This is a genomic window from Novosphingobium sp. (assembly GCF_030696665.1).
Taxonomy (GTDB): Bacteria; Pseudomonadota; Alphaproteobacteria; order Sphingomonadales; family Sphingomonadaceae; genus Novosphingobium.
In genome coordinates this window covers 1-12,357 of the sequence record NZ_JAUYRV010000037.1, presented here as the reverse complement: position 1 = coordinate 12,357, position 12,357 = coordinate 1, and the positions used below count along the sequence as shown (strand labels likewise).

Sequence of the window (12,357 nt, the reverse complement as noted above, 5' to 3'; positions counted from 1 at the left end):
CAGTTTAAGGACGACATTAAGCCACGGTTACAACCCGCGCCAAATCAGTGGCCCTTCAGTAGTCCTTGCTGACCCGCAGGTTCAGGCCCGCGTCGCCGATTGTCGAAACCGTACCCAGCAACGCCAGCCAGCGCGTGATCCGGAATTCCACCGATGTGGCATTGTACCCTGCCCCATCGGTGATGAGTTCAACGAACACGCGCCGGCCGATGTATTTGCCCACCGCGATGCTTGTGCCCGAACCCACGGTTGGGTCAGCACCCACGATGCGCAACCGGTCCAGACCGATCGCTGCGCGCAGCTTGTTGATCGGATCAAGACCACCGCCGCCGCGCAAGCTGGCCAGTGCCGCAGCCAGTTGCACGGCCTCTGGCGCTGAAATCTGCGTGATGGAACTGCCAAACAGAATGCGGCTCAGCAGCTCTTCTTCAGGCAGGGCCGGGATGGAAGAAAACGCGATGATCGGCTTTGTGCCGCTCCCGGTAATCGAAATCTTGGCGTTGATATTGTTGGCATCGCCCTCGGCCACGATATCAAGCTGCGGATCGACGGGAACTTCGCCGGCAAAGCGGATGCGCCCGCGTGTCAGTTCAAACCGCTTGCCTGCAAATTCGTAGCCACCGCGCACCAGATCGGCCGTCCCGAATATCTGCGGCGCGGCAGTTGATCCGCGCAAGCGAATATCAGCGCCCCATTCGCTATCCAATCCCAAGCCGCGAACGTTTATGCGGTTCATGCCGGCCGCATCGATCATGAAGCGCCACGGCGCAGCAGCCGCGCGCGGCGGCGCTGCATCGGCGGGCGCGTTGATCTCGCGCGTGGCAATCGTAGGAAGCTCGGTGACTGCAGCGGCCTGCCCCAAGGCCCAGCGCGCCTGTTCGATCCGCACGCGCCCGGCAATCGTGCCGCCCACCCCGTTGCTGACAACACGCAGCGGCCCGGTCACGGTCGCGCCCATATCGTCACGATTGACGACCTGTGCGTTTTGCGCCGAAAGCCTGAGGTCAATCGTGGGACCGTGCTCCGAAAGCTCGGCCAGCCCAATCGTCCCGCTGCCCGAAACGCGGCCACCGTTCGGCGTTACGCCGCTGAAGCGAGCCAGTTGCAACGATGAATCAGTGAACGTCCCGGCCATCGTCACATCGCGCACGTCAGTGCCCGTCAGCGTGCTTTGCACACGCAGACCGGTGGACGAAACCGCACCACGCAACACCGGCGCAGAAATCGTGCCGGAAATATCGGCCTTTACCCCGACCGGGCCGGTAAGATCGAAAATCTCGACGCCCGACAGCCGCCACAGCGCCTCGGCCGCGCCGGAATAGCGCAATTGTCCGGCAAGCTGACCAGCCTCAAGCCGGTCCATGAACGCGCCGCCACGTGGCAGACCGCCGATTCGCGCCTGAAAACGGCCCCGGACTGCACCACTTTCGCGGAACACGGTGCGCATCTGCACGGCATCGGGATCAAGGCGCGCCAGCAAAGCCACATCGACCGGGCGCGATGTCAGCACCAGGCCGGACCGCGAAAGGCCCCGTACCATCAGAGCCGCATTGCCTGAAGGTGCGCCCTGCCCGTCGTTGCTGTATTCGACAATGCCCGAAGCCGTACCGCCAAGGCCGAGGTCAGCAATCACGATGTCGACGACCGAAAGCGGCATCCGCGCAAGCTGCAGGCGCAATTGTGTGGGTCCACCCATCATGCGCCCTTCGGCAATCACGATACCGCGCCCAAAGCCGATCTGCGTCGGCGCAAGTCGCCAGCCCTGATTTTCGCCCTCGCCTTCGCGCGTCAGCACCGCACGCCGGGGCATGCGCACCTGCCTGCCCGCGTATTCGCCTGATACATAGGTCACGATCTGCTCCGGCGAAAATGCCGCCGTGCCTTGAAGCGCAAAGCGTGTACCGCGGCGGCCTGCAACCGATGCGGTGACCGATCCACTGCCGTCCTGCAAATAGGCCGACGCTGCCAATCGCCCGATGAACACCTTGCCCATGCCGATACCTTCGGCGAGCAGGTTGCCCTGTATGGTGGAATGGCCGTCCTTGATCAGGCCGCTGGCATCGATGGTTGCGTTGCCAATGGACAATGCCTTCGCGCCGCCAAACTTCGCGTTGCGCGCCGTCACATCGGCATCGAAGCCTTGCCCACCTTCGCGCGGGGCAAGCTGCACGGTGCCGTTCAACCCGCCGCCCGCCAGCGCAATCTGGCCGGAAACTCCGTCATTGCCCAGCGTAACGCCGCCGGTCACATCGGTCTGCCACACCCGGAACCGTTCAATATCAACGCGGGTTGCCTGCTTTGGCGGCATGAACAGGCCGAACGTGCCGTTGAAAGGCCCAAGCGCTGATTGACCTTCGGTTTCGATGCGGAAACCTTCTGCAATCGGGGCCAACGCCACGCGCACGTCTTTCAGCCCTGCAGCAGGCAGCGGGCTGGCCAGCACCAGCACGGCGTTCGGCGCATCGGCCGTCATGGCCGCCTCAACCGTGAAGGCGCCGTATTCGGTATGGCGTCCGCTGCCGGTAAGCGAGGCTGCGCCGCCCGCCTGCACACGCCCATCCAGCGCCATCTGCAGCTTGGCCGAATTGATCGTGGCCTTGCGGAAAGTGAAAGGCACCCGCTCACCCAACGCGATACCGCCGGCAAAGCGCACGCCGCCGCCGGTCAAAGTCTGCAACGTGCCATTGTCGATCCGCGTCATCCGTCCGGCAAGGTTTGCCTGCAACGTCCACGGCACGGCATTGCCCACCTTGAACAGGATCTTGGCCGTGCCATCCACTGCGCCGAGGTTCTCCACCGCAAAGCCCCGCGCCACCACTGGCCCGGCCAGCGCATAGCCGCCGCGCGCCATGTCGCCCCGCAACGAAAGCTGCGCGCCAAGGCCCTTCATGGTCAGCATCAGGTTATCGGATGTAAGGCGACTGCCTTCGAACACCAGTTCGCCACCAAGGCGTGCGCCGGGGAAGCGAGGGTCGATCATCGCGTTGCCGGTAACAACGCGCCGAGCCGTCACTGCCAGCGGGAGAATGAAGCGCTTGCCATCCCACGTCGCGGTGCCCGCGGTCTGCAACCCTTGCGCATCCAGCGTGCCGAGCTTCATGCGCTCCACGGCAACCTTGTGTTCAATCGCAAGGTCAGAAAATGCGCCGTTCAAAGTGGCGTCAATATCCACGCCTGTCAGGTCCGGCGTTGCCAACACAAGCGCGGGGCGCAGCAGCTTGGCCTTCACCCGAAGTGCATCGGCCTCGTTGTTCGCAAGGTCCAGCCTGCCTTCAGCCGACGCCTTGAACGCGGCACCTGCCGTGCGAAACGTGCCGTTGAAGGCGTTGCCTGCAAACGTGCCGTCATAGAGCAGCGACAGCGCCTCACCCACGGCCTGCCCTGGCGTGCCGGTCAGCATGTCTTCGGGCCAAGCCTGTCCAGCAAGCCGGTAATTGCCCGCAAGATTGCCCAGCTGGAACGCGGCCAGCCTGCGCCCGTCCTGCGTGGCATAAGCAATGCCATCCCAGCGCGACCAGCCGCCGCTACCAAACACGCGCGCCTTGATGTCAGACTTTACGCCTGCAATCGCGGCGATCACGCCATCCTTTGGCGCGTCATAGACCAGCCGGAGGTCAAACTTGTCGCGATCAGGCTCGCTATCAAGCCGGAAGGCGATCTTGTCCTTTCCGCCAAACACGGCGTCCACATCGACGATGGCATTCCCACCGCGAATGTCGGCCTTGGCCAGCACGTCCACCCGGCGCTTCTGGCCAGCCATTGCTTCGGACACGGTGAGGTTATCGATCACCAGTTTGTCCACGCGAATGTCAAAATCCGGCAGGATCGGCGCGTCAGGATCTTCGCTGGGGCGCAGGCGCGGCGCACGGCGCAACATACCGCGATGCAGCGCCAACAACCGCACATCCAGCCCGCGCTGCAGCCATGAAAGCGGACGCCAGTCCAGTTCTGCCTCGGGGATCGTCAGAAACACGCCTTCGGGATCGCTCACCCGAATATCACGCAGCTTCGCCTCGCCATAGATCGAACCATCAATCCGGCCGATCTCGATGCGCAGGCCAGAACCGGGCGTAATCGCTGCAATCCTGTCAGCCACCAGCCGATGCCCCAGCGAGGAATCCAGCACCATCAGCGCTGCCAGCAGCAGCGCCACGCCTGCCACCAGCAGAATCGCGACCCGCCGGGTAAAACCGCGCAGGAAGGCAGCGCTGCGGGACCGGGCAGGTGCAGCCGGCAGTGCCGCTTCGGGCGTGTCTGATTCAGCCATTGGGGGCAGATCGTCCGCCATCAGAATGCCTGCCCCAGCGCCACATAAACGCCAATGCGGCTGTCACCCGGCGACGGGTTCAACGGCGTGCCCAGATCAATGCGGATCGGGCCAAAGTTGGTTTCATAGCGCAGGCCGATGCCTGCCCCGACCTTGATGTCGCGCAGACGCGGAGTGCTGGTGGTGTCAACCGCACCTGCATCCACGAACGGCACAAGGCTGACAGCACCGCCGAGCAGGCCGGTCTTGACGCGCGCTTCCAATGAGAACTCGCTGAGCGAACGCCCGCCACTCGGCTCACCGGCTGTGTCACGCGGGCCGATGAGCTGGAAGCCGTAGCCACGCACCGATCCGCCGCCACCGGCATAGAATCGCCGCGAAGGCGCGATGTTGGTGATGTCGGTGCCCAAAATCGTGCCGAGGCGCACGCGCGATGCCACCACCAGCTTTTCGCCCAGCGGCTGATAATAGCTGGCGTCAAACTGCACCTTGCCATAGCTCGACCGGGCACCGTCCTGCACCGAAACTTCGGGCGAACCGCGTAGGCCAACGCGGAAGCCGCGCTTGGGATCAAGCAGGCTGTCGCTGCCGTCATAGGCCACGCGCATTGGCAACGCGCCGATGAAATAGGTCTTGCGCGGCTGATTGGCGAGGATCGCCGCTGCATCGCGCTCACCCGTGGCAAGGATCTCGATACCTGCGGCAAAGACCAATGGCTTCTGGAACAGCAGCGTCTGCTGCCGTTCCAACCCGGCAGTGAACGAAACCGTGCGCGCCTGGAAAGCATTGCTCACCTGATTGCGGGCAAACAGGTCGGCGTTGAGCACCAGATCGCGCGTCAGGAAGTTGTTGCGGCGGAATGTCGCGCCCGCCAATTGCTCCTGCGTACCCGCCACGCCGCGCACGCGCACCATGCCTTCAGGCGGGAAGAAGTTGCGATGTTCCCAGCTTGCTTCAACACGGAATCCTTCGCCGCTGGAATAACCGACCAGCCCAGCCAGAGTCCGCAGCGGGCCGGGCGTAAGCGCCACTTCCACGTCCACCGTGCCCGGCGCGCCGTTCGCAGGCTTTGCCGCTTCACGCGTTTCGACAGTGACCGAAGAGACGAGACCCGTGGCAAGGATCGCCTGCCGCAGGTCGTCCACGTCTGACTTCTTGTAACGCTCGCCGGGATCGAATTTGGCGATCCGCTGCAAGTGCTTGCCGCTCAGGAAATCCTCGCGCGAGGAGGTTACTTTACCGAAGGCATAGACCCCGCCCGGCGTCACAGGCACAGTCAAATCACCTTCGCGGCGTTCATGGTCGATCAGCAGGTCCGGCTCGGCAACCTTGGCAAAGGCGTATCCGGTTTCGCCCAGCGCCGTTTGCAGGTTCAGCCGCTCGGCCACGATCTTGTCGGAATTGATTGCGTCGCCGCTATTCAGCTCGAACGCCCCGCGCAACGCCTCGGCGTCCGCGCCGGCCGCCTGCAGATCACCAAATGCCAGCGTGCCGAACTTGTACTGTGGCCCCGGCTGCACATCAAAGCGCACTACAACCTTCTGCACGTCAATCGGCCCGCGCCGTGGGCCTGCAGCCTCACCTTCCGCACGCTGGCCTTCTGCACGCTCGCCGGCCGCACGCTCACCCAGCCCGCCAAGCGACTGGAACACGCTGGCGTCGTAATAGCCGTGCACCCGCATGATCTCGACCAGCAACTCGCGGTCGGTGCGGCCACGCCGGACGATCTGCGCAAGGTTGTCGTCATCGTCCTGATTGGTCTTGAGGCTGGAGAGCGCAGCAAAGCGGGCCACGATATCGGCCTTCTCCGCCACGGCGGCGTCGCCACGCGGGAAGGCCACTTCCACCTGATCGCCCACCCGTTCTATATCGGCGTCGGCAAGCTTTTCGACGACCTCGGCCTGCTCCTGCCCCGGCAGCGCATCTACGGCGGCATCAGTTGTCTGCTCGGCCACTTCAATATCGGGATCGGGTGACAATGGCTGAACGTCGGGGATTTCGCTGCCATCGGGCCATGCGATGGTCATGCCGGGAAGTTCCGGCATCTCCACATCAGTGGCTATGGCGCCCACTTCGGCGTCAGACGGCGCGCCAGTCCGGGCTGCTTCGGTATCCAGTGCCCAAGCATCGGCGTTCTGCATCGCCGAATCGGGGATCAGCGCCTCCAGCTCCTGGTCCGCATTCATCGATTGCGCCAGCGCATGGGCCGGCAGGACCAGGATCATCAGCGCGGCGATTACCCGCGCCAGCGAACGGTCAGATGTGGGCGTAACGCTCCTGCGCGCCGTGGACGCCGTCCTTGAGGCTGCCTTCGACCGGCTCAACGCCAGTGCGGTCACGCCGCAAAGCAACAGCGCGTTCGATTGCATCGGCCTGTTCAGCGGGTTCGAACCGTTCCCAGCCATCGCGACCCAGTTTCTCCATAGGCCGGAAGCGCACTTTGTATTGCATGCGCTCAGAACCCTCGACCCAATAGCCGAGATAGACATAGGGCAGCCCGACGCGGGCTGCGCGCTGGATGTGGTCAAGGATGATGAAAGTGCCAAGCCCGGACCGTGTCTCGTGTTGTGGATCGTAGAAGCTGTAGATCATCGAGAGGCCGTCGCCCTGCTCGTCAGTCAGACAGGCTCCTACCAGTCTTCCCGGCGAGCCGTCTACGGTTGGCTCTCTGTATTCAATCACATAACTCTTGACGGGCGTGTGCTCCACCATGTCCGCGAAGTCCATCTCGTCCATAGCTGCCATCCCCCCGCCGGGATGACGCACCGCAAGATAACGCTGCAACAGCTCAAATTGTTCCGGCGTGGACCAGGCCTTGCACACATTGACCACAAGATCGCTGTTGCGCTTCCATATGCGCTTCTGCGTGGACGATGGTTTGAACGCCTCTGTCACCACGCGAACCGACACACAGGCCATGCAATCAATGCAGCTTGGGCGATACGCCACCGTCTGACTCCGCCGGAATCCTATGCGGCTCAGCGCGTCGTTCAGCTCATCGGTGTTCTGGCCCTTCAGCTCGGTGAACACCTTTCGCTCCTGCCGCCCCGGCAAATAGGGGCACGGCGAAGGGCTGGTCACGAAGAAGCGGGGAAAGCGGACGGGCGCGGTCACGGCGTTGCGATTGCTCCTGAGGCCGGACTATCCTGCCTGTCAGTAAGGAACATGCATCAGCAAGGGCATTCGTAAAAGCCCCTTAACCATCAAATCCCGCACAAATACGGCAGAAAACCATGCCGAAACGGCGATAACACGGCAGGATATGCCGCCAGTCCGGATACAGGACACTGCGGTTTCAAGAAGTTAACGACCCGCGGGCATGGTTCAGCCCAGTTCCACCTGTTCCACATCATATCCCTTGGCCCGCAACCCGGCGACGAGCAGGTCGATCTGCTCCCGATCGCGCGCCTCGCACTCGATCTCGGCGGTCAGTCCCTTGGCCGGCAGCGAGGTGAAGATGCGCTGGTGCCACACCTCCAGGATGTTCACCTGATAGCGGTTGAATTCCTCGACCACCTTGAACAGCGCGCCCGGCCGATCCTGCAACGTGATGCGCAAACGGCCCAGCCGCCCGGACCGCGCCAGATCGCGCAGCAGCACGTTGGCCAGCAGCCGCGTGTCGATATTGCCGCCGCACAGGACGATCCCCACCTTGCGCCCGGCAAAGCGCTTGCGATGCGTCATCACCGCCGCCAGCCCCGCCGCGCCAGCGCCTTCGACTACGGTCTTTTCAATCTGCAGCAGCAGCGCCACAGCGCTTTCCAGCGCCGGTTCACCCACCAGCACGATGTCATCGACGATCTGCGCCAGCACGCGTGAGGTAAACTGCCCCGGCTCCTTCACCGCGATGCCCTCGGCCAGCGTATCGCCACCGCAAGGCAGATCAAGATGCTTCAACTTCGCATACATCGAAGGGAACAGCTGCGCCTGCACGCCAATCAGCCCAATGCCCGGCTTGATCCCACGCGCCGCCGTGCCCATTCCAGTCAAAAGCCCGCCGCCGCCGATGGGCACGACCAGCGTCTCGATTTCAGGCGCGTCCTCCAGCATTTCCAGCGCCACGGTGCCCTGCCCTGCTGCCACGTGCGGATCATCGAACGGGTGGACGAAGGTCAGCCCCAGTTCGCCCTCCAGCTTGCGCGCATGGGCAAAGGCCTCGTCAAAGGTCTCGCCCTCCAGCACCACCTTGCCGCCCACGGCCTCGGTCTGCATGATCTTCACCGTCGGCGTGGTCTTCGGCATCACGATCGTCACCGGCATGCCCAGCCGCGTGCCGTGATAGCTCAGCCCCTGCGCATGGTTGCCCGCCGAAGCTGCGATCACCCCACGCGAACGCTGCTCCTCGTCCAACTGTAAAAGCGCATTCAGCGCCCCACGCTCTTTGTAAGCGGCGGTAAACTGCTGATTTTCGAACTTGAGCCAGATGTCGGCTCCAGTAATCGCGCTCAACGTCTTGCTATACATCGTCGGCGTGCGCACGACCTGTCCGGCAATCCGCTCCGCCGCCGCACGGACATCGGCGAGGGTCAGCAGGGCGTCGCCCTGTGTTGCGGTCTTGAGCGCTGTGTTTTCCATGCGCTGCGCCCTAACGGAAAGCGGCCATCAAGAAAACCACTGAGTCTGCACCAAAGTGCCGGTCAGGTCTGCTCGTTCGGCTCAATCATGCGCCGGAACAAAGCCACCGGCACCAGTGCCGCCATGATCGCCACCGTATCGGCCACCCAGTCACGCCAGTCCGAATCGCGGTAGAGCGCTGGCACCGCCTGCACGACCTCGATCCCCGCCCCCACCAGTGAAAGCCAAAGGACGGCCCGCACCAGCGTCAGCCGTGGCCAGCCCACGCCCGCCAATACAGTAAGCGTAAAGAACGCCAGCATATGCTGCACCTTGTCGCCCAGTTCCGGCCCCGGCAATTGCGGCGGCTTGGGCAGCACCGCCATCGTCAGCGCGAACAGCAGCGCAGGCCAGAACAACAGCCGCGCCAGCCGCGAAAGGGTGGGAAGAAAGCCTTGCATCGCCGCCGCTTATGCTGCGCCGCAGCAGGACTGGCAAGTCAGTGCGGGGCTTTCCCCGCGCCGTAAACCCGATATGAAGCACAGCATGACCGACGAAACCGCAGCAGCCTCTCCGCCCCAGAACGTCTCCTTCCTTGGCCTTGGCACGATGGGCGGCGCGATGGCCCGCCACCTCGGCCATGCCGGTCACAATCTGACCATCTACAACCGCTCCCCCGCCCGCGCCGAAGCGTGGCAGGCGGCAAACCCTGGCATCAAGGTGCGCGTCGCCACCAGCCCTGCCGAAGCCGCAGATGGTGCCGATGCGGTCATCACATGCGTTGGCAACGACGATGATCTTGCCGATGTCGTGCTCAGCCCCAACGGCGCATTTTCCACGCTGCGGCGCGGCGCGCTCTATATCGATCACACCACCGTTTCGGCCCGCATCGCCCGCCAGATCGCGGTTGAGGGGCGCGACAAGGAACTGCTCTGCGTCGATGCTCCGGTCACCGGTGGCCAGTCCGGCGCAGAAGGCGGCACGCTTGCCATCATGTGCGGCGGCAGTGCCAAGGCAGTGGATGCGGCCCGCCTGATCCTTTCCGCTTATGCCAAGCGCGTGGTCCATGTCGGCAAATCGGGCGCAGGGCAAACCGCCAAGATGGCCAACCAGATGTGCATAGCAGGTGCCATCGCGGGCCTGTCCGAAGCCATCCGCTTTGCCCAGATAGCCCACCTCGATCTCGACAAGGTGTTCGAAGCAATCTCCGGCGGCGCGGCGCAATCGTGGCAGATGGACAACCGCTTCCACACAATGGCGAAGGACGAATTCGATTTCGGCTTTGCCGTGGACTGGATGCGCAAGGACTTGGGATTGGCGATGGACGAGGCGCGCAACCTCGGGGCCAGCGTCCCCGTCACCGCGCTGGTCGATCAGTTCTATGTCGATGTGCAGGCAATGGGATACGGACGCGAAGATACGAGCGCCCTGATCCGGCGGTTGCCGCATCGGAAGGGCAAGGCATGACCATGTTCCGCGCCACACTTGCCGCACTCCTGCTCACTGCTTCTCCTGCAGTCCTTGCCGATACGCTGGTGGACAATGTCGTTGGCCGCACCATCAACACAAACGGTCAGGTCGAACAGTTCACCGGCCTGCTGTTCGACGATGCGGGCACGATCAAGCGCCTGATCCGCAGCGGCGACAAGAAGCCCAAGCCCCGCAAGGAATATCAGTACCACATCGATGGCAAAGGCCGCGTGATGTTGCCCGGCATGATCGATGCGCACGCGCACGTCATGGACATCGGCTTTGCCGCGCTCAGCCTCGACCTTTCGGACACGACCTCGCTGGCCGACGCCCTCAACCGCATTGGCAAATTCGCCGCCGAACACCCTGATCGTCCGTGGATTTTCGGGCGCGGGTGGAATCAGGAACTGTGGAAGCTTGGCCGTTTTCCGACGGCGGCTGAACTTGATGCCGTCACGGGCGGTCGCCCGGCATGGCTCGGTCGCGTCGATGGGCACGCCGGGTGGGCCAACACGGCGGCGCTCAAGGCCGCAGGCGTCAGCGCTGCCACGAAAGACCCCGCAGGTGGCAGCATCGAACGCGGCGCAGATGGCACTCCGGCGGGCGTGCTGATCGATTCCGCGATGGAACTCGTCAACGCCAAGGTGCCACCGCCCCGCGCCGAAGACCGCGATGTCGCCTTCGCCACTGCCCAGCAGATCCTGTTCAAACGTGGTATCACCGCCGTCGCCGACATGGGAACCGGGATCGAGGATTGGCAGACCTACCGCCGCGCAGGCGATGCCAACCGGCTCTACGTGCGCGTCATGGCCTATGCCGCCGGTCCAGATCAGATGACGCTGATCGGCGGCCCCGGGCCTTCGCCTTGGCTCTATCAGGACAGGCTGCGGCTGAACGGCGTGAAGCTTTACCTTGATGGCGCACTCGGCTCACGCGGCGCGTGGCTGAAAACGCCCTATGCCGATGCACCCGGCACGCGCGGGTTGCCGCAACTGAACCAAACCCAGCTTGGCAATATCATGAGCCGCGCCGCGATGGACGGCTTTCAGGTGGCAGTTCACGCCATCGGGGATGAAGCCAACGCCACGGTCATCGGCGCAATCAGCGATCTGTCGGGCACGTACAAGGGTGACCGCCGCTGGCGCGTGGAACACGCCCAGATCGTCGATCCCAAGGACTTTGCGAAGTTCGCCAGCAGCGGTGCAATCGCCTCGATGCAGCCAATCCACCAAACCTCGGACCGGTTGATGGCCGAGGCCCGCCTTGGACCGGATCGCCTTGCCGGAGCCTATCCGTGGAAGTCGCTCAAGTCTGCGGGCGTGCGTCTCGCTTTCGGGTCCGATGCGCCTGTGGAAATGGCCGATCCGTGGGCAGGCCTTGCCGCCGCCATCAGCCGTCAGGGACCGGACGATCAGCCCGCCGGTGGCTGGCAACCACAAGAGCGGTTGAGCGCAGCAGAAGCACTTGCCGCCTACACTGCTGGCGCTGCCTATGCCGGGTTCGCTGAAAGCAAATTCGGCCGCCTCGCCCCCGGCCTGCGCGCCGACTTTGTCTTGGTGGACATTGACCCACTCGCTGCCAGCGCCGCGCAATTGCGCGCAACCAAGGTCAGCGAAACATGGATCGGCGGCGGCCGCGTGTGGTCAGCCGATGAAGGCACCACAGCCGGAAAGCCCACGAACGGGGCATTTTTCGCGGCGCGACTTACGGAATAAGCGGGGTGTCCGCAGCGGTTAGCTCTGCCGCCTTTTCAGCCGCTTCCTCAGCGGCCCGCCGCTTTGCGTCAGCCTTTTCGGTAAATCGCATCAGGATCAGCGTGCCTTCGAACAGCAGCAGCAGCGGGATCGCCAGCATCAACTGCGATACCACATCTGGCGGCGTCGCCACTGTGGCCACCGCAAAAATGCCCACGATCACATATCGCCGCGCCGTAACCAGTTGATCACGCGTCACAATGCCTGCGCGGTTCAACAGCATCAGCAGCACCGGCAGAAGGAAGCTGATCCCGAAAGCCAGAATGAACTGCATCACCAGGCTGAGGTAATCCCCCGTGCCCGGCAGCGCCT

At 63.7% G+C, this 12,357-nt stretch carries 8 protein-coding genes; 2 read left to right on the top strand and 6 right to left on the bottom strand.

Annotated elements, in window-relative coordinates:
• Window positions 1-55: 55 nt before the first annotated feature.
• From Q8R81_RS09845 to Q8R81_RS09825, 5 genes are all read right to left on the bottom strand, one after another.
• Window positions 56-4,288 (bottom strand): translocation/assembly module TamB domain-containing protein, encoded by a 4,233-nt coding sequence (locus tag Q8R81_RS09845; protein WP_305617332.1) that lies wholly within the window; start codon window positions 4,286-4,288, stop codon window positions 56-58.
• Entirely contained in the window at window positions 4,288-6,492 is a 2,205-nt protein-coding gene (locus tag Q8R81_RS09840; RefSeq protein ID WP_305617330.1) for an autotransporter assembly complex family protein, read from the bottom strand. The genes Q8R81_RS09845 and Q8R81_RS09840 overlap by 1 nt, the downstream gene beginning before the upstream one ends.
• A gap of 31 nt (window positions 6,493-6,523) precedes the next feature.
• A complete protein-coding gene (locus Q8R81_RS09835; RefSeq protein WP_305617328.1) occupies window positions 6,524-7,381 on the bottom strand; it encodes an arginyltransferase in 858 nt (285 codons plus the stop codon).
• A gap of 210 nt (window positions 7,382-7,591) precedes the next feature.
• Window positions 7,592-8,842 carry a threonine ammonia-lyase gene (locus Q8R81_RS09830; RefSeq protein ID WP_305617326.1) on the bottom strand — a complete coding sequence of 417 codons (1,251 nt, stop codon included), beginning with the start codon at window positions 8,840-8,842 and terminating at the stop codon, window positions 7,592-7,594.
• Between the two features lie 62 nt (window positions 8,843-8,904).
• Window positions 8,905-9,282 (bottom strand): hypothetical protein, encoded by a 378-nt coding sequence (locus Q8R81_RS09825; RefSeq protein WP_305617324.1) that lies wholly within the window; start codon window positions 9,280-9,282, stop codon window positions 8,905-8,907.
• Window positions 9,283-9,367: 85 nt separating this feature from the next.
• On the opposite strand from Q8R81_RS09825, the gene Q8R81_RS09820 reads away from it, so the two are divergent.
• Window positions 9,368-10,288 carry an NAD(P)-dependent oxidoreductase gene (locus tag Q8R81_RS09820; RefSeq protein ID WP_305617322.1) on the top strand — a complete coding sequence of 307 codons (921 nt, stop codon included), beginning with the start codon at window positions 9,368-9,370 and terminating at the stop codon, window positions 10,286-10,288.
• The gene (locus Q8R81_RS09815) at window positions 10,285-12,006 is read left to right on the top strand and encodes an amidohydrolase (RefSeq protein ID WP_305617320.1); all 1,722 of its coding nucleotides are present in this window, start codon (window positions 10,285-10,287) and stop codon (window positions 12,004-12,006) included. Before Q8R81_RS09820 ends, Q8R81_RS09815 begins: the two co-directional genes overlap by 4 nt.
• Here the strand turns inward: Q8R81_RS09815 and Q8R81_RS09810 are convergent.
• Window positions 11,996-12,357 (bottom strand): twin-arginine translocase subunit TatC (locus Q8R81_RS09810; RefSeq protein ID WP_305617318.1); only part of this gene is annotated, 362 nt, incomplete at its 5' end. The genes Q8R81_RS09815 and Q8R81_RS09810 overlap by 11 nt on opposite strands.

Coding starts and splice junctions, on each gene's coding strand:
- Q8R81_RS09845 (WP_305617332.1), bottom strand. CDS start 4,288: ATGGCGGACGATCTGCCCCCAATGGCTGAATCAGACACGCCCGAAGCG.
- Q8R81_RS09840 (WP_305617330.1), bottom strand. CDS start 6,492: ATGATCCTGGTCCTGCCGGCCCATGCGCTGGCGCAATCGATGAATGCG.
- Q8R81_RS09830 (WP_305617326.1), bottom strand. CDS start 8,842: ATGGAAAACACAGCGCTCAAGACCGCAACACAGGGCGACGCCCTGCTG.
- Q8R81_RS09825 (WP_305617324.1), bottom strand. CDS start 9,282: ATGCAAGGCTTTCTTCCCACCCTTTCGCGGCTGGCGCGGCTGTTGTTC.
- Q8R81_RS09820 (WP_305617322.1), top strand. CDS start 9,368: ATGACCGACGAAACCGCAGCAGCCTCTCCGCCCCAGAACGTCTCCTTC.
- Q8R81_RS09815 (WP_305617320.1), top strand. CDS start 10,285: ATGACCATGTTCCGCGCCACACTTGCCGCACTCCTGCTCACTGCTTCT.